Raw genomic sequence first — 23084 nt, 5'->3', positions numbered from 1 at the left:
AATTCAAGACAATAATGCTATTATTCAAAACACATCGGACAAACATTCCTAAATCGGCGGAGCGATGGAATCTCTCAGTGGCATCGCATTCTTCGTGCAGGCAGCGGAAACCCGCAGCTTTTCCGAAGCGGCTCGCCATCTCGGCGTGTCCTCATCGGCGGTGGGTAAAAGCATGTCCCGGCTGGAAGAACGCCTGGGTGTGCGGCTGTTTCATCGCAGCACGCGCAGCATCACGCTGACCACCGAGGGTGCGCTGTTCCTCGAACGCTGCCGCCGCATCCTGTGCGAAGTCGAAGCGGCTGAGCTGGAACTGTCCGAGACCCAGCGATCACCCAAGGGACGGCTGCGCATCAGCCTGCCCCTGGTTGGCATGTTGGTCATGCCCGCGCTGACTGCCTTCATGCGGCGCTATCCAGCCATCGAACTGGACGTAGATTTCTCCGATCGCTTGGTGGACGTGATCGAGGAAGGCTTCGATGTGGTGATGCGCACCGGCGAGCCGACGGACTCGCGCTTGATGTCGCGCCCACTTGGCAACTACCGGCTGCAACTGGTCGCCGCGCCCGACTATCTGGCGAGTCACGGGACGCCCGAGACACCCGCCGACCTGGTACATCACATCTGCTTGCAGCACAAATTTCCCAGCACGGGAAAACTCGAGCCGTGGCCATTGAAGTCCGCCGCAGGCACCTCCGAATGGTCGCTGCCGACCTCGATGGCTTGCAATACGTCCGCAGCCCTGATGGACGTGGCCGCAGCGGGCCTGGGTATCGCGTGCCTGCCGGACTTCATGGTGCGCCGAGCCATCGAGCGTGGCGAACTGGTACCCGTGCTGGACGCGCATATCGAGCATCAGGGCACCTTCCGGCTGCTGTGGCCGTCGAGCAAGCACCTATCGCCGAAGCTGCGTGTGTTCATCGACTTCATGGTCGAGACGCTTTTTGCGAATACGGCAGCGATACCGTGACGGGTCAGAGGTTGATGATCCCCAGCACGCCATAGCCGTTCCGACACACTTCTCGGGCTTGGGTGAAGATGTGTCTTCCAAGGTTCGTAGCGTCGAGCACCCTGTGGTATCCACACCGTCATATGTGCTGCATCTGAAATTCGTCGCCGACAACCAGGGAAACGAGCCAAAAGCGATCAAGTTGACTGGATAGGGAAAATAGTTGACTGGATGTGACGTTTTCAAAAATTCATGCAGCCCTAGAATTCCATACCGCGCTCAGCCTTTAACATCGGCATCTTTCATCAACGCATAGGACGAAAGCTCAGATGCAACTCATCAGCCACAGCTTCCAGGACGGCCAGGCGATCCCTGGCGAATTCGCTTTTGGGGTATCCGATGCCGCTGCACACGTTGCACTGTCGTCGAACCGGAATCCGCACTTGGCATGGAGTGACATCCCCGAAGGCACGCAATCCTTCGTGCTCATCTGCCACGACCCTGACGTTCCAAGCCAAGGAGACGATGTGAACCAGGAAGGCCGCGAGGTGCCTGCCGAGCTACCGCGCATCGATTTCTTCCACTGGCTGCTGCTCGACATTCCCGCCAGCATCACGCGGATCGAGGCCGGCTCGCACTCCAACGGTGTGACGCCACGCGGCAAGCCTGGCCCTCTTGCTGCCGATGGCTTGCGCCATGGCATCAACGACTACACCGCCTGGTTTGCCGACGACGCGCAGATGAACGGCGAATACTATGGCTACGATGGGCCATGCCCGCCCTGGAACGACAGGTTGGTTCATCGCTACATCTTCACGGTCTATGCGCTGGCAACGCCTACGCTCGCCGTGGACGGACCGCTGACGGGCGCCAGCGTACGCGCGGCCCTGGCCGCCGCGCCGGTGCTGGGGCAAGCCAGCCTGACTGGCCTGTATAGCCTCAACCCATCCATACCTCTTGATTGACCTGTGAGCAAGCGCAAGCCGGCCCCGGTATCACCGCGAAAGACTGCTTCCGTCCTGGCGGAAGCAGTCATCCGCACGCACTGGTCGTCGCCATCTGGCGCACCGGTGCTGCGGCGTGGCCTGTGCACTCTTGCGCAGCCTGTCCTGATGCATGCCCAGCACACGCCACGATTTCTGTTCCATGACGCCACCGTGCTTCTGGTCGTCGCGGGGCGGCTCTATCTCGATGATGCCGTCAGTCCACTGTCGGTCGACGCGCAGACGTCGCTGCTGCTCGTCGAGCCGGGCACATGTGCCGATTTGCTGAAAACGCCGGGCGGCCCCGAGAAGCGCTTTTGCTCCATTTTCCTGACGCTCTCGGCCAATTTGCTGGAGGCGTTTCACCGTGATCACTCCCCGCCCCCGCCGAACGACGGCAACCAGGTGTCTTGTAGGCAGGCATGGTTGGATGACGATCTGGAATCGACGTTCCGGCGAGTGATCGAAAGCGTGGAAGCCAAGCCTGTGAGCGACGAACGGCTCCAGTACCGGCTAAGGGACTTTCTCCTCGCCCTCACTGAACGAAACCATGCCTTCAAGGATGCAAAGCTAGGCGGCACGGCCGGGCGCTTGCGCAGATTGATTGGCGAAGCGCCGGATCAGCGCTGGACAGCGCACGAGGCAGGACGTGCATTGGCGATGAGCGAAGCCACGCTGCGACGCCGCCTGGCAGGCGAAAGCGTGCGCTTCGAGAAGCTACTGGTCGACATCCGCATGCACCATGCCATGATGCTGCTCCAGACGACATCCTGGAGCATTCCCCGCATCGCGCAGGCCTGCGGATACCAGTCTCGCGCGCGTTTCGCCGACCGATTCCGCGCACGCTTCGGCTACCTGCCTTCTGCGGTTCGTTGACAGCAGAACGGCCCTGTCGCCATCGCGGCGGGCACCGCTACCTTGGCGATATCCCGGATTCGTCTCTTCAGACCAATTCCGCAGACCAATTCCGCAGACCAATTCCTCAGGCCAATGAATGGCCCGCGGCCCCCTCCTCGTAGCGATCAAGCGCCTTGGCCGCCAGGTAGCGGCCAAGCACGATCAGCTCCGCGGCACGATGGAATTCGTAGCTGCCGCACACGGTCTTGGGGATCTCGATCAGCACGTCGGGCGGGCTACCGGCGATCTTGTAGCTGGCAAGCGATGCCTGGGTGATGTCGAAGGAGCGCAGGATCAGCTCGATCCTGCCCAGCGCCTGCGCGCGGCGGCGATGGATCGGGCGTTCGCTGGACGGTACCTTTGGTGCATCCAGCGCCTTCTTGCGCCGGCGCCAGGGGAAGAGCGTGCGCCGGTCGTCGTCCAGCTCTTCTCGCAGCGCTGCCGGCAGCAGTTGGTCGATGCTCACGTTCTGCGGCGAGAGCGCAGTGACATTGACCGCGATCACCAGGTCGTTGCGCACCGAAAGCGTCGGCAGGATCGGCAGCGGATTGACCAGGCCACCGTCGACCAGCAGCCGGTCGTCGATGCTCACCGGCGTGATCACGCCCGGGATCGCGATCGATGCGCGAATCGCACGCATCAGCGAGCCGCGCTGGAACCACACCTCGCGCTGGCGGACCAGATCGGTGGCGACGCTGGTGAACGGGATCGGCAGCGATTCGATGTCGATTCCCTCCAGCCACTGGCCGAGATGCCCCATCACCCGGCCGGCACGCATGGTGCCGGCGCCGCTCCAGGTCAGATCGACCAGACGGAGCACGTCGAGATAGCCGAGCCGGCAGACCCAGTCGCGATAGCCGTCGAGGTGCCCGGCGGCATGAATGCCGCCGATCACCGCGCCCATCGAACAGCCGGAGATCGCGGCGATCTGGTAGCCACGCGACTCGACCTCCTCGATCACACCGATGTGGGCATAGCCTCGCGCTCCGCCGCTGCCGAGCGCGAGCACCGCGCGGGGGCTCATGAGACGCCCCCGCGCGTCGCCGGCGCCGCTTCTAAGCTCGAATAGCGAGAGGCAGCCGCTTCATCTTTACGTCTCAGCTCGGCCATCTCCATGCGGTTCTCCCCAACGCTACCCCGGAGGGACGCGGGGCGGCTCGTTCCGGGTAGTGAAATCGTCTACGATGGTCGCCTTGACCCAGCCGGGCAAGGCGTCTCTCCCACAGGCGGCCCATGTTAGAACGTCGGTCGCGCAGGGGCGAGCTTCGCCCGCCCGCCGTCATCGCCATCCATACAACAACCAGGACGATATCGTGTCACGACCCTCTTCCTCGCGCCGCTGGCGCTCGCCGCTCTTCCTGCTGATCGCCGCCGCGGCCCTGCTGTTCGCCTTCCTGACCCTCTAGGTAGAAGCCTGCGCCCACGCCGCCCCGGGCCGCGGCGTGGCTCTTCATTGCTTTTCACCCCGTAGGCAGCGCCGGACGGGGCTCGAGCGCCCGCGAGGAAAATCACCATGAGCCTGCTGGAAACCCTTGCCCGTACCCTCGACGTCACCCTGCCGATCTTCTCGATGCTGATGCTCGGCGTGGTCCTCAAGCGCTGGCGCTGGATCGACCGTGCTTTCATCGATACCGCCTCGGCGCTGGTGTTTCGCGGCGCGATGCCGGTGATGATCTTTCTCAACACGCTCGAAGCCGATCTCAGCACCATCGAGCCGTGGCTTCTGGTCTACTTCGCCATCGCCACCTTGGCGACGTTCCTGCTCGCCTGGCTATGGGCGCTGCGCTGGGTGGAGCGCGCCGACCGCGGCGCATTCGTCCAGGGCGCGTTCCGGGGCAACGGGGCGATTCTCGGCCTCGCCTTCGCCGGCGGCATGTACGGCAGCTACGGATTGAGCGTCGGCGCCCTGCTGATAGCGACGCTGATCCCACTCTACAATGCGCTCTCGGTGCTGGTGCTTTCGCTCTATCGGCCGCAGCGGCAGGTCAGCGTCGGCAGCATCCTGCTCGGCATGGCGAAAAATCCCTTGATCCTCTCGGTGTTCGCCGCTTTCTGCTGGCGCTCGCTCGGCCTGCCGATGCCTTCGTGGGTCTCCACCACCGGCCATTACTTCGCAAGCCTCACCCTGCCGCTGGCGCTTTTGTGCATCGGCGGCACGCTATCGCTCGCCGCCTTCCGCGATACCGGACGGGCAACGATCGAAGCCAGCTTGCTGAAGATGGTCTGGCTGCCGCTTCTTTCCATCCTCGGCGCCTGGGCCTGCGGATTTCGCGGCGCGGAACTCGGCATGCTGTTTCTCTACTTCGCAAGCCCCAGCGCGGCGGCCGGCTTCATCATGGCGCAGTCGATGGGCGCCAATGCACGGCTCGCCGCCAGCGTGATCGCGCTGACCACGCTGATCTCGGTGGTAACGATCACCTTCGGGCTGTTCGTGATCCAACTGGTCGGTTAGCGAGCGCGTCACGGGCTCGGTAGCGGACTCGGTAGATAGTAACGCCCAAGGGTCGCACAGCCGGCAGCCCAGACATCGGCCTCCAGCTCGACGACCTCGGCGGTGGACATCGGCCGCCGTGCGCGCGTATTGCCATCGACCAGCCGGCCGACCAGTTCCGCGACCAACGGCATATGGCTGACCACCAGCCGGTCCCCCTCCCCCGGCTGCTCGCCCAGCCACTCGATCACCGCCTCGACCGGCGCATCGGGTGTCAGCAATGGCAGCACCAGCGAGCGCTCGATGCCAAGCCCGCGCGCCACCTCGCGAGCGGTGCGCTGGGCGCGCTCATAGGGGCTGGAGACGATCTCGAGCCGCGACGCCGCCTCACCCAGCACCTCGACGAGCCAACTGGCGCTGGCGTTCGCCTCGCGCACGCCGAGTTCACTGAGCCGACGCTCGGGATCGGGGCTGCCCGACAGCGCTTCGCCATGGCGCATCACATAGAGCTTCATGCGGTTCTCCTTTCGAGACCGGCCCGACGTCGGGCCGGCATTCATGGATTCGGGCCTTGGTCGAGCCGTTGATGGGCACGACGCGCCTCCTCCCTGGACAGGGTGAACTCGACATCGCTCGAATGGTCGCTACGCATCAGCGCTCGTGCCATCTCGGAGGCAGCGACGCCTTCGAACATCACGTGATAGAGGCCATCGACGAGAGGCATGTAGATGCCTTCCCTCTGCGACTTGGCGTAGATCAACCGCACCGTGTTGACCCCTTCGGCGACTTGCCCCAAGCCTTCGACCGCAGAGTCGAGGCTCATCCCCTCGCCCATCGCAAGCCCGACACGGAAGTTACGTGAAAGCCTCGATGAGCAGGTGACGATCAAATCGCCCACCCCGGCGAGCCCGAGAAAGGTCATCGGATTGGCGCCCTGGCTGACCGCGAAGCGGCTCATCTCGGCCAGCGCCCGGGTGATCAGCATGCTCTTGGTGTTCTCGCCCATGCCCAGCGCGTGGGCCATGCCGGCGGCGATCGCATAGATGTTCTTCAGTGCGCCGCCGAGCTCGACGCCGTAGCGATCGTTACTGGCATAGACACGGAAGTACTCGCAGCTGAGCACCCGCTGCACCTGGGCGCGGGTGAGATCGTCATCGCTTGCGATCACACTGGCGGTGAGCTGGCGCCGCGCCACCTCGGCGGCGAGGTTGGGGCCGGAGAGCACGCCGATGTGGCGGCTGGCGGTCTCCTCGGCAAGGATCTCGCTCATCAGCCGGAAGCCATGCTCCTCGATCCCCTTGGTGGTGCTGACCAGGATGGTCTCGGCCCCGATCCAGGGCGCGGCCTGACGAACGACCTGGCGAAACGCCTTGGAGGGAATCGCCACCAGTACCAGGGTGGCCTGCTCGAGCACGAACTCGAGCTCGGTCGAGGCGACCACGCCGGGGTCGATCTCGAAGTCGGGCAGATAGCGGTCGTTGCGCCGCTCGCGGTTGATCCGCTCGACCAGCGACGCATCGCGCATCCACTGGCGCACGGTGGCGCCGCCCACCGAAGCGATGCTCGCCAGCGCGGTGCCGAAGCTGCCGCCGCCGAGGACCGCGACCCGTAAAGTCTCTTTGCTCATCGACTCGTTTCCATCGTCATCATCGACCGGAGCGCACTGCCTGCGCGCTCAAGATGAGCACGACAGGCAAACCGGAGCGCCCGCGGGAGGCGCCGAGGCATACGCCTCGGCGCCAGGTTGGGGGGTGAAGGGCGCGCTCAGGCAGGCACGCAGGCGCACGAGCTCGGCGGTGTCCGCCGAGGTTTCGATCGCCTCGATCGCACGCTGGGCCAGATGAGTCCTGAGCACATAGAGTGGGTTGACCGCATCCATCGCGGCGATCCGGGCAGACTCGGCGCGGGTCTCCATGGCGAGCCGATCACGATAGCGCGAAAGCCAGTCGCGGCTCGCCGCGCCGTCGCCGAGCGCGGCCCTGAGCCGCTCGCCAGGCTCATCGCCATGCCAGTCGGCGAGTGCACGAAAGCAGAGTTGATAATCGCATCGTCCGGCCTGCAGCAGGGCGAGGAAGTCGCCCAAGAGCCGAGGGTCGCCGGGCTGCTCGAGCTCGAGCCCGAGCCGTGCGCGCATACGCTCGCCATAGCGCAGGTTGAGCCGCTCGCCGTAGCGCTCCAAGGCGCCGGCGAGCGCATCGCGAGCGCGCTCCTCGCCGCCGAGCTCTTCGCCGATCGGCCCGAGCAGCGCCGACGCCAGCCGGCTGAGATTCCAAAGCCCGACCGAGGGCTGCTCGGCATAGGAATAACGTCCTTCCTGGTCGGTGTGGTTGGGGTTGAAAGCCGGATCGAAGGCGTCCTGGAAGGCGAAGGGGCCATAGTCGAAGGTGAGCCCGAGGATCGACATGTTGTCGGTGTTCATCACCCCGTGGACGAAGCCATAAGCCTGCCAGGCGGCGATCATCTCGGCGGTGGCGGCGACGACTTCGTCGAACATCGCCGCGGTCGGCGACTCGTACTCGCGCAGATGCGGCCAATGGCCATCGATCACGTAGTCGATCAGCTTGCGCAGGCCGGGCTGGTCGCCGCCGAAGGCCAGCCATTCGAAATGACCGAAGCGGACGTGGCTCGGCGCCACCCGCAAAAGCGTCGCCCCCGGCTCCCAGCGCTCACGGCGCACCCGCTCCTGGTTGACCGCCACGGCCAGCGCGCGGCTGGTCGGCACCCCGAGCGCGGCCATCGCCTCGCTGGCCAGGTACTCGCGCAGCGAGGAGCGCAGCACCGCCTGGCCATCGGCGAAGCGTGAATAGGGGGTAACGCCTGCGCCTTTGAGATGGAGGTCGAAACGTGCGCCGTCGGGTGCCAGCCACTCACCGAGCAGCAGGCCGCGGCCGTCGCCGAGCGACGGGTTGTAGATGCCGAACTGGTGACCGGTGTACTTCTGCGCGATCGGATCCATCCCCGGCCACAGCCGCTCGCCACCGAGCAGCGCGGTGAGCGCTTCGGCTCCCGGCCGGTCGGCGTCGAGGCCCAGCAGCGCCAGACAGCCCGGGCTGACGTCGAGCAGTCGAGTGCCCTTGCGCGGCGTCGGTGCGACCCGGGTGAAGAAATGCGCCGGCAGCCGCGCATAGCGATTGTCGAAACACGCAGCGAAGCCTTCGAGACCCGCGTCCAGCCCGGCTCCATCACCGTGCTCTCGCTGATACCCTGTCATTGCCCTACCTCCCGAGGCCCTTTCCACTTGGCCCGAAGCCTGCATCATAGCTGGCGGCGAACCCCAGCGCTCGCATGCGGTCGAATCAAGGCTTCGCCGCTGATCGCGGGGTCGACGGCCAGCGCTTTGGATAGACAATGAGGGCGATGGCCGCCCGGTACAATCGGGCATCATCCAGATCGGCGCCATCGAAGCACGCGACTATGTCGATGGATGGCGCATGATGGACGCAGTAGCATCCGAATCTTGGTACGGATACCCAGGCGCGGGGCCATGGCCCAGCAATCGACGAGCGATAGCGATGCTTGCTCGACCATAGGACAAGACAAAAGGGAAACAGATGAGAATTCTACTCGTCGAAGACGATCCACTCTTGGGTGACGGCGTCGAGACCGCGCTCAAGCGCGAGGGCTACCAGGTCGAATGGCTGCACGATGGGGCCAGCGCGCTGGAGGCTCTGACGCAGGGCGAATTCGGCGCGGTAGTGCTGGATCTCGGCCTGCCGGGCATGGATGGCATGGAAGTGCTGCGCCGGCTGCGTGAAAGCCAATCGCTGCCGGTGGTGATCCTCACCGCGAGGGACAGTCTCGATGACAAGGTGATGGGGCTCGACGCGGGCGCCGACGACTACGTGCTCAAGCCGTTCGAACTCGAGGAGCTGCTGGCACGGCTGCGGATGGTGATGCGCCGCGCGGTCGGGCGGACCACCCAGGTGCTCACCGTCAACGACCTGACCATCGATGAGTCGCGCCACGAAGTGACCTGGAAGGACAAGCCGGTCAAGCTCGGGCGGCGTGAATACGCCCTGCTGCTGGAGCTTGCCAACAATGCAGGCCAGGTGCTCACCCGCCCTCACCTGGAGCAGCTGCTCTATGGCTGGGACGACGAGGTGGAGTCCAACGCGCTCGAGGTGCACATCCACCATCTGCGCAAGAAGCTCGCTCCTGAGCTGATCGTCACCCTGCGCGGGATCGGCTACCGGCTGGAGGACAACGCCCGGTGAGCGGGAAGCCGCGCAGCGAAAGGCGGCGCGGCATCGGTTCGATCCGTCGCTACCTGACCCGAGCGATCCTGGTGATCCTGTTCGCCAGCTCCGCCGCCTCGCTGGTAGTCTCCTACGTCATCATCGACGACGAGATGGATGAGATCTTCGATGCCCAGCTGTCGATGCTCGGGCGTATCGTCACCGGCATGACCACTGCCGAGACGAGTGCGCAGGAGTACCAGCGGATCGCCGACCAGCTCACCGATCGGGAGAACATCGCGCGCTTCTATTCGCTGACGATGTCCCATGGCCGCCTCGACGACGACGCAGCCGATCCCGACCAGCCCTCTCCCGACGAGCCGGTGCTCGCGCTGGGATTCTGGAACGACGACGGTACTCCGCGCTTGCTCAGCGGCAGCTGGAGCGCCGATCCGCCCTTCCCCGCCCCCCAGCGGACTGGCTATGCCTGGGTCGACTACCAGGACCACAGCTGGCGGGTCTATACCCGCTACGACGAGGCGAGCCGGATATGGGTCTCGATCGGGCTGCGCGAACGCTTCCAGACCCTGCTGTCGCGCAAGATCGCCTTCGGCAATACCCTGCCCGATGCGATCAGCGTGATGCTCGCCGCGATCCTGATCTATTTCGTCATCCGCCATGGGATGTCGCCGCTCGGCAATCTTTCCCGCCAGCTGTCGCGCCGCCATGACCAGGATCTTTCGCCGATCGAAGGCGAGGTTCCACGCGAACTCGCCGGGTTGCACAATGCGCTCAACGCCTTCATCGAGCGACTGCGCGAGGCGCTCGAGCGCGAGCGCAGGTTCACCGCCGACGCCGCCCACGAGCTGCGCACGCCGCTGGCGGCGCTGAAGATCCATCTCGACAACGCCCGCGCGAGCGACGGCGTACAGAGCGAGGACTCGTTCGACAAAGCGCGCCTCGGTATCGAACGGCTGCAGCGCGTGGTCGACCAGCTTTTGACGCTCGCACGGCTCGACCGCCACCGGCCGAATGCGCCCGCCCGGGTGGATCTTTATCCCATCGCCGCACAGCTGGCCAGCGAGCTATGGCCCCTCGCCGAGGCGCGAAGCCAGCGCCTGGCGATGAGCGGCCTGACCAGGCTCGACATCTACGCGGACCCCACCGAGGTCGGCGTACTGCTGCGCAATCTGCTCGACAATGCGCTGCGCTATACCCCCAACGGGGGCAGCGTCGAAATCCGCCTCGAACGCATCGACGGCATGCCCTCGCTCTGCGTGGTCGACGATGGCAGCGGCATCGAGCCCGAGCTGCTGGACAAGGTGACCGAGCGGTTTCGCCGCGGCTCGGCGCCGCGCGCCTCGGGCAGCGGGCTGGGGCTGTCGATCGTGGCGACGCTGATCAAGCAGCAGCGAGCGCAGCTGCACCTGCGCAATCGAGCCGAAGGCGGGCTAGAGGCACGCATCACCTGGCCTGCGACGCCGAGCGATCCCGCCATCGCGCAGGATCACTCGCCCCGTCGCTGAGCACCATCCGGGAGTCAAACGAAAAACGCCGGCGACCATCGGTCGCCGGCGTCGATTCACATGCGCTTCAGGCTATGACTTCAAGCCGCTGGCTCGTCGACCTGTCCACGCAGGGATTCGATCATGTCGGTGTTGATGTTGAGCAGCAGTCGGAGCTGGTCCATGTAGGCGGTTCCGCGCACCGAGTAGCGGCCGAGCGATGCGATCAACGCCTCGGCGGTGACCTCGCGGCCCTGGCCGCGCAGCGCGGCGCGCTGCTTGCGCAGGTTGTCGTACGCCTTGTGCCCGTTGAGGTTGAGGAAATAGGCGTGGACGCCATCCTCGACCGAAGCGAACTGCTGGTAGCGGTCGCCGGTGCCGCGCTGCTCGACGCCGCACTCGGCACCGAAGCAGCGCATACCGAAGAGGTTGTTGCTCTCACGCGCGAAGCGGGAGGTGCCCCAGCCGGATTCCTCGATCGCCTGTACCAGCACTAGCTGCATCGGCAAGGTATCGACCCGGCTCAGCAGTTCGTCCCAATCGGTGCGCTGGGGATCGGCGCAGTTCATCCGGTAGTCGTCGCAGATACGCTTGAGCCGCTCGCGGGCCGGGCGCGTCCAGGTATTGCGCTCGCGGGCGGCGAGCAGGAATTCACGATCGTCTCGAACCATGGCGTTCTGCCGTTCGATGATCGGAATCAGCAGGTTGAAGAAAGCGATCTTGCGATCCGGCCCGGCGCGTTGCTCTCGCAGGTCCGGCATACTGGTGACGACGCTGTCATCGAGGAGTGCTTCTCCACTCGTTTCACTATCGGCGGCGAGCGAGAACTGCAAAGGAAATGCCGAAAGAATGAGCGTCAGCACGAGCGTCCTGGGATCAAACGTTCGTGTCATCGAGGATGTACTCTAGTTCATGTCGCGCAGAGACTAACAGCATCAACGCGAAAATGCACCCAACTGCGCCCAGCATCGCCGATCTGTACACAAAACGGCGTTCTATATAAACCTGAAAAAAACCTTCGCTCACAGTCGGTTAGCAAGAGAAACGGGCGCGTCCCGGCAGGCGGCTCGCTACCCGACCAGGATGTCGAACCAACCATCGAAATACGCCCGGCAGGTGCCGCCGCGGGCGCGGCGGCACCTGCCGGCGAGGCTCAGCCGACCAGCAGCGCGTTGAGCCGTTTGACGTAGGCCGCGGGATCGTCCAGCTGCCCACCTTCAGCGATGATCGCCTGGTCGAGCAGCACTTCCCCAAGGCGGCCGAACGCCTCTCCCTCGAGCCCCTCGAGCCGCGCGATCAGCGGATGATCGGGGTTGATCTCGAGGATCGGCTTGCTCTCCGGCACCGGCTGCCCGGCGGCCTCCATCAGGCGGCGCATCTGGAAGCCCATGTCGTGCTCGTCGAGCACCACGCAGGCCGGAGAGTCGGTCAGGCGGTGGGTGACCCGCACCTGGGCGACGCGTTCACCGAGCTGCTCCTTGAGTCGTTCGACCAGCGCCTGCTTGGCCTTGGCGCTCTCCTCCTGGGCCTTCTTCTCTTCTTCATCCTCGACATCGCCGAGATCAAGATCGCCCTTGGCCACATCGACCAGCGCTTTGCCGTCGAACTCGGAAAGATGGCTCATCAGCCACTCGTCCACGCGATCGCTGAGCAGCAGCACTTCGATGCCTTTCTTGCGGAAGATCTCGAGATGCGGGCTGTGACGCGCGGCGTTGAAGCTGTCGGCGACCAGGTAGTAGATCTTCTGCTGGCCTTCCTTCATGCGTCCGACGTAGTCGGCGAGCGACTGGTCCTGCACTGCGCTATCGGTATGGGTGGTGGAGAAACGCAGAAGCTCGGCGATCTTCTCGCGGTTGGCGTAGTCCTCAGCGGGCCCTTCCTTGAGCACCGAGCCGAACTGGCTCCAGAACTCCTGGTAGCGCTCGGGCTCCTTGGCCAGCTTCTTGAGCATGTCGAGCACGCGCTTGGTCAGCGCGCTCTTCAGCTTCTCCACCTGCGGGTCCTGCTGGAGGATCTCGCGCGAGACGTTCAGCGACAGGTCGCGGGTGTCGATCACCCCCTTGACGAAGCGCAGGTAAAGCGGCAGGAACTGCTCCGCATCGTCCATGATGAAAACGCGCTGGACATAGAGCTTGAGCCCGCGCACGCCCTCGCGCTGGTAGAGATCGAACGGCGCCCGCGCGGGCACGTAGAGCAGGCTCGTATACTCGAGCTTGCCCTCGACCTTGTTGTGGCTCCAGCTCAGCGGGTCGGTGAAGTCGTGGGCGATGTGCTTGTAGAACGCCTTGTAGTCGTCATCGGAGAGCTCGCTCTTCGGCCGGGTCCACAGCGCCTGGGCCTCGTTGACCGTCTCCCAGCTGACCACGCTGCGTTTCTCGCCGTCTTCGCCTTCCTGCTCCTCGACCTTCGGCATCTGCACCGGCAGATCGATATGGTCGGAGTACTTGCGCACCAGCGTGCGCAGGCGGTACTCATCGGCGAATTCCGCCGCGTCGCTCTTGAGCGCGAGCTTGATCTCGGTGCCGTGGCGCTCGAGTTCGATCGGCTCGATGGTGAACTCGCCCTCGCCGCGCGAGACCCACTGGGTACCCGCAGAGCGCTCGCTGCCGGCCAGCCGGGTACGCACCGTCACCTCGTCGGCGACGATGAAGGCGGAATAGAAGCCGACGCCGAACTGACCGATCAGCTTGGCATCCTTTTGCTGTTCGCCGGAGAGCTGCTTGAGGAATTCGGCGGTGCCGGAGCGCGCGATGGTGCCGAGGTTGGCGATCACGTCTTCGCGGCTCATCCCGATGCCGTTGTCGCGCACGGTAACGGTGCGCGCCTCGGCGTCGAACTCGATCTCCACGCGCAGCTCGCTGTCGCCTTCGAACAGCGAATCGTCATCGAGGGCGCGATAACGAAGCTTGTCGCAGGCATCCGCCGCATTGGAGATCAGTTCGCGAAGGAAAATCTCGCGATTCGAGTAAAGCGAATGGATCATCAGATGCAGAAGCTGCTTCACTTCCGTCTGGAATCCTAGCGTCTCTTTCTGGTCTGCCGACATCTGCAAAACGTCCCTAGGTCAACGGTGGAATATGCGCAAAGATGGGGCGAGCGCGGCGATTTTCAAGAGTCCCGACGCGCATCCCGCGCCCGTCGCCAGGCGCGATAGCCGTCGAGATCCTCGTCGAGCTTGGCCAGCAGCCAGCCGCTGATGATCAGATCGTCGAGCTGCCCCCAGAACGGGATGAAGTCGGGCACCAGATCGAAAGGAAAGAACAGATAGACCAGCGCCACGACCAGCAGCGCCATCGCCCGCTTGGGTAGCGGACGGTAGTCACCGCGCAGATAGTCATGCATCATCAAAACGATCGTACGCAGCGCCTTGCCGATCCTGAGCAGCACGTTGCCGCGCCCGACCAGCAGACCGAACAGGTTGAACTTTCGTCGTTTCATCGCGTGCACTCCTATGCGCAGGCCAAGCCGGCCAAGGTATCTTCGCCGCCGAACAAACGCCCCAGGCACCCATGGAGATGGGGGCCCCGCGTCGTAAACGCAAGCCCGTGCACCGCCGCACCTGGTCCGACGACAGGAGTTGATGTGTCCAGAACGCCCCCCGCCCCACCCTCGCCCCTGCGCCACCTTCTCGGCCTCGGTATCGCCACCGCGCTCTGCGCCGGCCTCTTAGCGCCGCACCCCGCCCAGGCCGACGACATGGCGATGCGCCAAGCGCTGGCCGATGCCCGTCAAGGCAGCTGGAGCCGCATCGACCAGCGCACCGACCGCGTCGACCACCTGCTGGACGGCTACATCGAGTACCATCGCCTGCGCCACGCCCTGCCCGACGTGGCACCTCAATCGATCAACGATTTCATTGCCCGCCACGACGACTCCCCGCTGGCCGGCTGGCTGCGCGGCCTGGCCCAGACCGCCTACGGGCGGGCGGGCAACTTCGCCGCTTTGCTCGCGGTCAGCGACGGCGAACCGATCGGCACCGAGCGCCAGTGCTACTACTACACCGCGCTGCTGGAGCGCGAGCCGAGCGCTGCGGCGGCGGGAGGACGTGCGCTATGGCGGGTCGGAAGTTCCCAGCCCAACGCTTGCGACCCGCTGTTCCAGCGGCTGCGAGCGAGTGGCGCGCTGACCACCGAAGACGACTGGACGCGGCTGATGCTGGCGTGGGAGAACGGCAGCACCGGCCTGGTCAACCACCTGCGCCGTCTGATCGATGACCCAGCCTGGCGCGATGCGCTCAATGCCTTCGACCGGGTGAACGCCGATCCCTCCCAAGTGGCGACCCTCCCTGCCCGGCTCGGCCCCGACGGCAGCGCGGGCCCGAGCCTGCTCGCCGCGACCTTCCATCGGCTGACCCGCGACAATACCGCCGCGGCGCTGGCCGCCTGGCAGCGCTTGGGCGAGCAGGCCACCCTGGACGCCGAGCAGCGCCGATCGATCGAGCACGACCTCGCTTTCTACGCGATGGCACGCGGCGTGCCCGGTAGCCAGCCATGGGTCGATCGCGCCCTGCCCCGGCTCGAGGCCGACGATCTCTACGAGCTGCGGGTACGTAACGCACTGGCCGCGCGCGACTGGCAGGCGGTGTTCGACTGGGTGCCGAAAATGCCGGACAGCGTGCGTACCGAGTCGCGCTGGCAGTACTGGCTGGGCCGCGCCAGCACCGAGCTCGGAGACCCGACCACCGCACGCAGCGCCTTCGAGGCCGCGGCCCAAGGGCGCAATTTCTTCGCCTTCGCCGCCGCCGACAGGCTCGGGCGCCCCTATGCGCTCAACGACGCCTCGCGCCCGGTGCCGCCCGAACGCATCGCGCAGGTCGCGCAGACCCCTGCAGTGCAGCGCGTCGCCGCGCTCTATCGGATCGACGAACCCGGCCTCGCCCGCAGCGAGTGGGTCGCGCTGCTCGAGCGCTCGGACCACGCCCACAGCGAAGCGATGGCCGCCTACGCGATCCAACAGGGCTGGTACGAGCTCGCGGTGCAGGCCTCGATCAGCGCCCGCGCCTGGGATGCCCTGGCCTGGCGCTTCCCCCATGCGTTCGAGCCCGAGTTCGTCAAGTGGGGCGCCTCTCGCGGCGTCGACCCGTACTTCCTGATGGGCATCGCCCGCCGCGAGAGCGCCTTCAACCAAAGGGCACAGTCCCCGGTCGGCGCGCGCGGACTGATGCAGCTGATGCCGGACACCGCGCGCCACTTGAGTTCGCGTCGCAACATCCCGTACGCCGGGGTGGAGAGCCTCGAGGATCCCGAGGTCAACGTCGCGTTCGGCTCGGCCTACATTCGCGATATGCTCGATCGTTACTCGAACAATCGCATCGCCGCCGCCGCGGCCTACAACGCAGGCCCCGGGCGGGTCGATCGCTGGCTCGCCAATGGCAACCAGCCGTTCGACCTGTTCGTCGAAAGCATCCCGTTCCGCGAGACCCGCGAGTACGTGCTCGCGGTGCTCGCCTATCGTGCGATCTTCGAAAGCCTGGCCAAGGGCTCGAGCGAAGGTGTGAAGATGCTCAGCGACGCCGAGCGCAACGCCTACTACGACGCCTCGATGCGCTCGGGCTGAGGCGAGGGATCAAGGGGCCGGGGCATTGAGATCGACCGCGAGCGCATCGAGCGGCTGCTCGCGTTCGATCAATCCGTGCTCGAGCAGAAACCGCTGCATGCCGAGATAACGCCCGCTGTCGAGCGCGGCGGGACTGGGCGAAAAGCGCCCCAGCGTGAGCTCGAAGGCACGCTGGTTGACCTCGCTGTCGAGGCTTGGGTCGTAGCGCCTGAACGACTCCCAGGCCTCCTCGGGGTGGTTGTCGATCCAAAGCGTCGCCTCCTCGACCGCCTTGATGAAGGCGCGCAGCGCATCGCCTTTGGCAGCGATGGTGGCGGGGCTGGCGACGAAGATCAGCTCATCGTAGACCGGCACGCCGTGCTCCTCGACGAAGAAGCTGCGCGGCTCGACGCCTTGGGACTCGAGCTGGGCGGCTTCGACGTTGCGGTAGGCGCCGATCACCGCATCGACCTGGCCGCTCAGCAGCGCCGGGGCGAGCGAGAAGTTGACGTTGACCCGCTCGACGTCGTCGATCCCGATCCCCGCCTGCTCGAGCATCGTGCTCAGCAGCGCCTGTTCCACTCCCGCCACCGAATAGCCGATGCGCCTGCCGCGAAGCCCGGCGAGGTTCTCGATACCGCTGTCGGCACGCACCATCACGGTATTCAGCGGAGTGGCGACCAGCGTACCGATGCGCTTGAGCGGCAGGCCTTGATCGACCTCGAGGTGCAGCTGCGGCTGGTAGCCGATCGCTACGTCCACCTGGCCCGCCGCGGCGAGACGCCCAGGCGTGGAGGGATCGCCCGGCGCATCGATGGTCACCTCGAGCCCGTGCCGGGCGAACAAGCCACGCTGCTCGGCGATGACCAGCGGCGCATGGTCCGGATTGACGTACCAGTCGAGCATCAGGTGCAGCGGCGTGGGTGGCGCATCGGCCGCCCAGCCCGGCGCCGCGGCGATGGCGAAGAGCAGCGCGCAGACCCGGGTCAGCGGCCAGCGGGCGAAGCGCGTGAAGGTGGTAGCGGGTTTCATCGAAACGTCCTCGTGGTTGAACGCAGCAAAGCGCGGCGGCGGCGATGGCTCAGCGATGGCTGACCGCCCGCCAGGGCAGCAGCCACCTGGCGACCAGCTCGGTCGCCGCGTAGAGCAGCAGGGCGAAGACGATCAGCACCAGCAGCGCCGCGAACATCAGCGCGGTCTGCATCTGCGCGTTGGCCTGGATCATCAGGTAACCGAGCCCGGCGCTGGCTCCAGCCCACTCGCCGATCACCGCGCCGATCGGTGCGCAGATCGCCGCCAGGCGTAGGCCGGAGCAGAACGACGGCAGCGCCGCGGGCAGGCGCACCAGCAGCATGATGCGCAGAGGGCTCGCGCGCATGATCAATGCCAGGTCGAGCCAACCGCGCTCGGTCTGGCGCAGGCCGTCGTAGCAGGTCGAGGCCACCGGAAAGTAGATGATCAGCGCCGCCATCAGCACTTTCGGCGTCATACCGTAGCCGAACCACAGCATCATCAACGGCGCCAGGGCGAACAGCGGGACCGCCTGGGAGGCGATCAAGAGCGGCAGCAGCGGACGTCGCAGCAGCGCGCTGGAGGCCAGGGCGAGCGCGGTGAGCACACCACCGCTGACCCCCACCGCGAGGCCGAGCAGCATCTCGACCAGCGTGACCCAGGCATGGGGCGCGATCAGCGAGATCCGCGCGATCAGAGTCTCGAATACGCTCAGCGGATCGGGCAGCAGATAGGCCGGCGGACGCAGCAGCATGACCAGCAGCTGCCAGGCGAGCAGCAGCACCAAGATCGTGACCGGCGCCCAGATCAGCGCGCCGCGTTCAGGCTCACGCATCGGTACGCTCCCCGCCGGTGCCGCGCAGTCGCTCGAACAGCGCGGCCTGTACCCCGGCCACCGCGACGTCGCCCGGCGTGCGGGGCGGATCGCCGGGCGGCAGCGCCATGGCATGGAGCCGGGCGTCGGCGCCGAACACGTACAAGGTATCGGCGAGACGCAGCGCCTCGAGCGGATCATGGGTGACCAGCAGCACGCTCTGCTCGGCCAGCACCTCGGCCGCGAGGTCCTGCAGTTCGAGGCGGGTCAGCGCGTCCAGCGCCGAGAAGGGCTCATCCATCAGCACCACGCCACCGGCCTCGAACAGCGTACGCGCCAGCGCCACCCGCTGGCGCTGGCCCCCCGAGAGGCTGTCCGGCCAGCGCGCGCCCAGGCCGGCCAGACCGACGCGCTCGAGCAGCGCCTCGGCACGCTCGCGTGCATCGCTCCAACGCTGGCCGCGCAGTGCAGCGCCGACGGCGACGTTTTCGACCGCCCGGCGCCAGGGCATCAGCATGTCGCGCTGGGGCATCCACGCGATCGGTACCGAGAGTTCTCCTCCCTCGCCGTTGCGCCGCTCGATGTGCGCATGGCCTTGGCGACCGACCTCCACCGGCAGGCCGGCGACCATCCGCAGCAGGCTGCTCTTGCCGCAGCCGCTGCGCCCCATCAGGCAGGTCCAGCCGCGTCCGGGCAGCGACAGCGAAAGCGCCTCGAACAGCGGTCGATCGCCGGCGAAGCACAGCGAGGCTTGGGAAATACGCAGGATTTCAGCGGGGGGAACAACGGGGACCATGGGGGCGCGCGACGACCTCGTGATGCGAGCGGCTCGAGCGAGGGGCGCGGTGATTCGATCAGCGCTGGATTCCCTCCGCCGGTATTCAGCCGGATCAGGTTCAAGGGGTTGTGCCGAGCACTCTCAGCGCGCCGAACGAGACGCGCACCCCCATCCAAGCATCGAGTCTATACCCTGCGCCGTCGCGCCGATAGCGGCTCAGCGCAGCGAGCTGCCATAGCTCTTGCGCACGTTGCGCATCGATATCTGGTCGTTCAGGGTCCAGAAGTCATAGAGCACGCCGAGCAGGAACAGCCCGCCGGTGAGCAGATAGATCACCCCGGTCACCCATTTGCCCATGTACATGCGGTGCAGGCCGAAGATGCCGGTGAACGTGAGCAGCACCCAAGCCAGCGAGAAGTTGATCCGGCCACTGCGGAAGCGAAGATCGGCCTCGCGGTCCATCCGGTGGATCAAGAACAGGTCGATGATCCAGCCGATCAGGAACAGGCCGAAGGTGAAGAACCATATCGTTCCGGTGACGGGCTTGCCGTAGTAGAAGCGATGCGCCCCGGTGAAGCCGAACAGCCACAGCAGATAGCCCAGCAGTTTGCTGTGCGTGTCGTTGAGTGTTGGAGAAGCGGAATAACCCATCGTGACTCCCAAAGCTTGATGACATCCCCGTATCGCTGCTGGATACGGGCACGCGACACTCTTTACACCACGGGATGGCGAACGCCCAGGCGCTCGCGCCCCTTTCCGTTCCGATCAGACCGTTCGCTGCATGTCGAGCAGCCCCTCGATGTCCGGGTCGCCTCCGGACACGTCGAAACCGACCCGAGCGTAGAGCTCGCGGGCAGGGTTCTCGGCGAAGACCTTGAGCCGCAGGCCGTGCACCCCTTCGCTGCGCCGACGCGCGATCCACGCCTCGAGGATCAACCGTCCACGCCCCTGCCCGCGCACCGCTTCGCTCAGGTGCAGCTCGCGCAGATAGGCGTACTCGCCCTTGATGTCCCAAGCGATCACGCCGGATGGCACGCCGTGATGCTCGAGGATCAGCGCATCCAGCCCCTGCCACTGCTGCATGAACATTTTCGGACTGAAGCGCATCTGCCGGCGCGCCCAATAGGGTGACATGGTGCGTTCCACCAGCCGACAGGCGAACTCGGCATCCTCTTCCCCCTCCGCCCGGCGCCAACCTCTGGGCAGGATGAAGGGTGAGACTGCGAGGTCGAAACGATGGGGTAGTCTCTGGCTCATCGACGACTCCGGCGAAGTAGGGGTAGCGAATGCGCTACGCGCAAGAGGGTATCGCGATTCGGCTTTCGCGGCGCCTCCTCTTCTTTCTTTATCAGAACTTTGCATGAGTGTCTCCACGCGCCGGCATCATCTCGCGGCCAACCACCGCCGGGGCTGCAACGCGCGGGAGGAAGATTGAACCGAACACGCAGCCCAAAGGGAGATTTCGTCATCTCCTGGCTATGGACCTGGGTCGAATTTCGCTCTATGTTGCTCTGGCGGGGCTAGGTGGCGGTGGCAAAGAATCGACTTGACGCTTTGCCTGCCACTGACGCATCCTGCGAGCGTAGGTTTGCAGGTTGGATGTCGTTGGTAGCGGTCGATCTTTCGATTTCCGAGCGTCATTCCCCCCTGATAAGCCCCACGCAATATCGAGCCCAGGCTCGTTCATTACTCAGGTATGTAAGGAAATCGACATGGCAACTGGTACTGTCAAGTGGTTCAATGACACCAAAGGCTACGGCTTCATCTCCCCGGACGACGGCGGTGACGACCTGTTCGCTCACTTCTCCGAAATCCAGGCTGAAGGCTTCAAGTCCCTTCAGGATGGCCAGAAAGTCTCCTTCGACGTCACTCAAGGCAAGAAGGGTCTTCAGGCAGCCAACATCAAGGTCGTCAACTAAGCGACGCTTGATCGCCCGGCTCTCCTAGCGCCGGCAAGAACATCGAAAGCCCGCTCATCAGAGCGGGCTTTTTTCGTATCGCTCCGTCATAAGTCCCCCGACGGCGCACCCTCCCGCCGGGGACCGAAGAGCGGACCGGAGCTGCCTTGCAGCGCCCCGCCCCCCCCCCGCTCATCCTATAACGCTAGGGCGTGGTGGTGGTGTCGTCTTCCGAGGAAGCACCGCCATCGACGTCACCTTCGAGGGTACCCGACTGCGGGTCCGCCTCTGGCACACTGCCGGCGTCATCGGGGGTCGACTCAGGCATGGGCTCCTGGGTCGCGTCGCCACCGGGCGTCGGGCTGTCGCTGCTCGGCGGAGCGGTGGTCTCCGGAGCCGGAGGCGCCGTGGTTTCCGGCGGCATGGTCTGCTCGGTCGGGGCCGGTGTGCTACCAGACGGCGCCTGATCGACCGGCGGCGCATCGTCATCGCCACCGCCACAGGCCGTGAGGCCAAGCGCTGCCACCAGCGTGATGCCTGCAAAAGCGAGAGTCTTCCTGCTCACGTTCCGCCTCCTTGTCATTGCGTATCCTACCGTTATGCCCAAATAGTGATCACAGAACGCCTTACATTGCAGCAGAGGCACTAACTCGGGGCAAGTAAAGGCGCAATACGTTTTGTATCCATGCACCTCGAATCGATCTCGCCCAGCACCGGGATCATCACTCGCCGATATCTTCATTCCACACTTCAGGGTGCTCGCGAATGAACCTCGCCATCAGCTCGATACACTGCTCGTCCTGCAAGACGCTCACCTCGACGCCTGCATCGCGCAGGCGCTGCTCCTGCCCGAGGAAGTTTCGATTCTCGCCGACCACTACCTTGGGGAAGCCGTAGAGCTCGATCGCTCCAGCGCACATCGAGCACGGCGAGAGCGTGGTGTAGATTACGCTGTCTCGGTAAACCGAAGCTGACTGCCGCCCGGCGTCCTCGAGCGCGGCCATTTCACCGTGCAGGATGGGACTGCCATTTTGCATCCGCTGGTTGTGTCCGCGGCCGATGATCTTGCCCTGGTGGACGATCACCGATCCGATCGGTACACCACCAGCCTCGTAGCCCTTGAGCGCCTCATCGAAAGCCGCTTGCATGAAAGTGTCCATTCATACCTCCGCCAGTGATCACTCGTCGCTGCCGACCAGGGCATGCGTACCATTGCGTTCGAGCAGCTTGCTGTCTTCCGGCAGCACCACCTCGATCGCTTTCGGCACCACTTCGATGCGGGCCTGCTTGATCTCGCGCATCTCGCCGTCGAGAGTCACCGGCAGCGACTGCTCGCACTCGATCTCGAGCCAAGGCACCTGGAAATAACGCACCAGGTCGCCACGCCCGGAAAGCTGCTCCAGCTCGCGTACCAGCCGGGGCACGTCGCGCAGCCGGAAGGCATCGATCACCAGCACGTCGAGCAGACCATCGTCGATGAAGGCCTTCGGTGCCAGCTCCTGCGAGCCGCCGGCCTGGCGACCGTTGCCGATCGCGATCACCACCATCGCGGCCTTGCCTTCGTAACCCGGCATTCTCAACCGCCCTTCGTAGGGCGAGAAGCTCAGGATGCGTGCCGCACCGACCAGGGAATACGCCCCGCCGCCGAGCATCCGCTTGAGGATCGCCGGGGTGCTCGCGGTGACCGAGGCACCGAAGCCGCCGGACACCACATTGATGAAGTAGGCGTCGCCGATCTTGCCCAGGTCGATCGGATAGGCGTTCTCGCGTACCGAGAAGGAGAACGCCTCGGTGGGTTCCAGCGGAATACCCGCCGCACGGGCGAAGTCGTTGGCGGTACCGAGCGGAATCACTCCGAGCGCGGGGCGACGCCCGAGCGGCAGCTTCATCAGTGCGTTGGCGGCGCCGTGGAGGGTGCCGTCACCGCCGCCGACGATCACCCGCTCGACCCCGTTGGCGCTGGCCTGATGGATGAAATCCTCGATGTCGCTGCCTTCCCAGGTGACGCGAACGTCGACACCGATACCCTGCTTGCGTAGCCGGGTCACCATCTTGCGCAGCTTAGGCTGGTCCGATGACTTGCCGTTGAGGATCAATCGAATACTCAAGTG

At 65.3% G+C, this 23084-nt stretch carries 23 protein-coding genes and 1 riboswitch; of the genes, 8 read left to right on the top strand and 15 right to left on the bottom strand.

From position 1 onward, the window contains the following. Window positions 1-64 precede the first annotated feature (64 nt). The 3 genes from Q376_RS0108425 to Q376_RS0108415 all read left to right on the top strand — a co-directional run bounded on the left by Q376_RS0108425 (window position 65) and on the right by Q376_RS0108415 (window position 2805). On the top strand, window positions 65-967 hold the full coding sequence (locus Q376_RS0108425) for a LysR family transcriptional regulator (protein ID WP_027349951.1): 903 nt from the start codon (window positions 65-67) through the stop codon (window positions 965-967). 308 nt (window positions 968-1275) lie between these two features. Next, on the top strand, window positions 1276-1911 hold the full coding sequence (locus tag Q376_RS0108420) for a YbhB/YbcL family Raf kinase inhibitor-like protein (protein ID WP_027349950.1): 636 nt from the start codon (window positions 1276-1278) through the stop codon (window positions 1909-1911). 3 nt (window positions 1912-1914) lie between these two features. Continuing rightward, window positions 1915-2805 (top strand): helix-turn-helix transcriptional regulator, encoded by an 891-nt coding sequence (locus Q376_RS0108415; protein ID WP_052365073.1) that lies wholly within the window; start codon window positions 1915-1917, stop codon window positions 2803-2805. A 106-nt stretch (window positions 2806-2911) separates the two neighbouring features. On the opposite strand, the gene Q376_RS0108410 is transcribed toward Q376_RS0108415, so the two are convergent. Continuing rightward, window positions 2912-3850, bottom strand: coding sequence for a patatin-like phospholipase family protein (locus Q376_RS0108410; RefSeq protein ID WP_027349948.1), 939 nt, complete (start codon window positions 3848-3850; stop codon window positions 2912-2914). 489 nt (window positions 3851-4339) lie between these two features. On the opposite strand from Q376_RS0108410, the gene Q376_RS0108400 reads away from it, so the two are divergent. After that, window positions 4340-5278, top strand: coding sequence for an AEC family transporter (locus Q376_RS0108400; protein WP_043446916.1), 939 nt, complete (start codon window positions 4340-4342; stop codon window positions 5276-5278). An 8-nt stretch (window positions 5279-5286) separates the two neighbouring features. Here the strand turns inward: Q376_RS0108400 and sixA are convergent, their stop codons facing one another. The 3 genes from sixA to Q376_RS0108385 are packed head-to-tail and all read right to left on the bottom strand — an operon-like array spanning window position 5287 to window position 8468. Then, a complete protein-coding gene (gene sixA / locus Q376_RS0108395) occupies window positions 5287-5772 on the bottom strand; it encodes a phosphohistidine phosphatase SixA (RefSeq protein ID WP_027349946.1) in 486 nt (161 codons plus the stop codon). Between the two features lie 41 nt (window positions 5773-5813). After that, window positions 5814-6884, bottom strand: coding sequence for an NAD(P)H-dependent glycerol-3-phosphate dehydrogenase (locus Q376_RS0108390; RefSeq protein WP_027349945.1), 1071 nt, complete (start codon window positions 6882-6884; stop codon window positions 5814-5816). Between the two features lie 48 nt (window positions 6885-6932). Further along, the gene (locus tag Q376_RS0108385; RefSeq protein ID WP_081803454.1) at window positions 6933-8468 is read right to left on the bottom strand and encodes a protein adenylyltransferase SelO; all 1536 of its coding nucleotides are present in this window, start codon (window positions 8466-8468) and stop codon (window positions 6933-6935) included. 340 nt (window positions 8469-8808) lie between these two features. On the opposite strand from Q376_RS0108385, the gene Q376_RS0108380 reads away from it, so the two are divergent. Together Q376_RS0108380 and Q376_RS21920 are read left to right on the top strand one after the other, a co-directional pair. Further along, window positions 8809-9471, top strand: a complete 663-nt coding sequence (locus Q376_RS0108380) for a response regulator (protein WP_027349943.1) — start codon at window positions 8809-8811, stop codon at window positions 9469-9471. After that, the gene (locus Q376_RS21920; RefSeq protein WP_245598927.1) at window positions 9468-10958 is read left to right on the top strand and encodes an ATP-binding protein; all 1491 of its coding nucleotides are present in this window, start codon (window positions 9468-9470) and stop codon (window positions 10956-10958) included. Before Q376_RS0108380 ends, Q376_RS21920 begins: the two co-directional genes overlap by 4 nt. 80 nt (window positions 10959-11038) lie before the next feature. Here Q376_RS21920 and Q376_RS0108370 read toward each other — a convergent pair whose 3' ends face one another. From Q376_RS0108370 to Q376_RS0108360, 3 genes are all read right to left on the bottom strand, one after another. Beyond that, window positions 11039-11830: a protein bax gene (locus tag Q376_RS0108370; protein WP_027349942.1), complete on the bottom strand. Its 792-nt coding sequence runs from the start codon at window positions 11828-11830 to the stop codon at window positions 11039-11041. A 260-nt stretch (window positions 11831-12090) separates the two neighbouring features. Beyond that, window positions 12091-13983, bottom strand: coding sequence for a molecular chaperone HtpG (gene htpG, locus Q376_RS0108365; RefSeq protein WP_027349941.1), 1893 nt, complete (start codon window positions 13981-13983; stop codon window positions 12091-12093). Between the two features lie 62 nt (window positions 13984-14045). Beyond that, window positions 14046-14375 carry a YkvA family protein gene (locus Q376_RS0108360; RefSeq protein ID WP_027349940.1) on the bottom strand — a complete coding sequence of 110 codons (330 nt, stop codon included), beginning with the start codon at window positions 14373-14375 and terminating at the stop codon, window positions 14046-14048. Window positions 14376-14519: 144 nt separating this feature from the next. On the opposite strand from Q376_RS0108360, the gene Q376_RS0108355 reads away from it, so the two are divergent. Next, window positions 14520-16493, top strand: coding sequence for a transglycosylase SLT domain-containing protein (locus Q376_RS0108355; RefSeq protein WP_245598926.1), 1974 nt, complete (start codon window positions 14520-14522; stop codon window positions 16491-16493). Between the two features lie 9 nt (window positions 16494-16502). On the opposite strand, the gene Q376_RS0108350 is transcribed toward Q376_RS0108355, so the two are convergent. The 5 genes from Q376_RS0108350 to Q376_RS23995 all read right to left on the bottom strand — a co-directional run bounded on the left by Q376_RS0108350 (window position 16503) and on the right by Q376_RS23995 (window position 20332). Continuing rightward, window positions 16503-17504, bottom strand: a complete 1002-nt coding sequence (locus tag Q376_RS0108350; protein WP_155834226.1) for an ABC transporter substrate-binding protein — start codon at window positions 17502-17504, stop codon at window positions 16503-16505. Window positions 17505-17553: 49 nt separating this feature from the next. Further along, a complete protein-coding gene (locus Q376_RS0108345; RefSeq protein ID WP_027349937.1) occupies window positions 17554-18318 on the bottom strand; it encodes an ABC transporter permease in 765 nt (254 codons plus the stop codon). Next, a complete protein-coding gene (locus Q376_RS0108340; RefSeq protein WP_027349936.1) occupies window positions 18311-19093 on the bottom strand; it encodes an ABC transporter ATP-binding protein in 783 nt (260 codons plus the stop codon). The genes Q376_RS0108345 and Q376_RS0108340 overlap by 8 nt, the downstream gene beginning before the upstream one ends. A gap of 53 nt (window positions 19094-19146) precedes the next feature. Then, a riboswitch (TPP riboswitch) is annotated at window positions 19147-19255 on the bottom strand. Window positions 19256-19291: 36 nt separating this feature from the next. Beyond that, entirely contained in the window at window positions 19292-19726 is a 435-nt protein-coding gene (locus tag Q376_RS0108335) for a TM2 domain-containing protein (protein ID WP_027349935.1), read from the bottom strand. A 114-nt stretch (window positions 19727-19840) separates the two neighbouring features. Further along, complete coding sequence (locus tag Q376_RS23995) at window positions 19841-20332, bottom strand: GNAT family N-acetyltransferase (RefSeq protein WP_052365072.1); 492 nt, start codon at window positions 20330-20332, stop codon at window positions 19841-19843. 455 nt (window positions 20333-20787) lie between these two features. Here Q376_RS23995 and Q376_RS0108325 point away from each other — a divergent pair, with 455 nt between their 5' ends. Then, window positions 20788-20994, top strand: coding sequence for a cold-shock protein (locus tag Q376_RS0108325; RefSeq protein WP_027349934.1), 207 nt, complete (start codon window positions 20788-20790; stop codon window positions 20992-20994). Window positions 20995-21178: 184 nt separating this feature from the next. Here Q376_RS0108325 and Q376_RS21910 read toward each other — a convergent pair whose 3' ends face one another. From Q376_RS21910 to yegS, 3 genes are all read right to left on the bottom strand, one after another. Beyond that, window positions 21179-21538 (bottom strand): hypothetical protein, encoded by a 360-nt coding sequence (locus tag Q376_RS21910; RefSeq protein ID WP_155834224.1) that lies wholly within the window; start codon window positions 21536-21538, stop codon window positions 21179-21181. A gap of 157 nt (window positions 21539-21695) precedes the next feature. Continuing rightward, on the bottom strand, window positions 21696-22133 hold the full coding sequence (locus Q376_RS0108315; protein WP_027349933.1) for a nucleoside deaminase: 438 nt from the start codon (window positions 22131-22133) through the stop codon (window positions 21696-21698). A gap of 18 nt (window positions 22134-22151) precedes the next feature. After that, window positions 22152-23081 carry a lipid kinase YegS gene (yegS, locus tag Q376_RS21905; protein ID WP_052365071.1) on the bottom strand — a complete coding sequence of 310 codons (930 nt, stop codon included), beginning with the start codon at window positions 23079-23081 and terminating at the stop codon, window positions 22152-22154. Window positions 23082-23084: the final 3 nt, after the last annotated feature.

This window comes from Halotalea alkalilenta DSM 17697, from assembly GCF_000621205.1.
GTDB lineage: Bacteria > Pseudomonadota > Gammaproteobacteria > Pseudomonadales > Halomonadaceae > Halotalea > Halotalea alkalilenta.
Note: the sequence above shows the minus strand (reverse complement) of the source record. Positions and strands in the feature narration are given on the sequence as shown.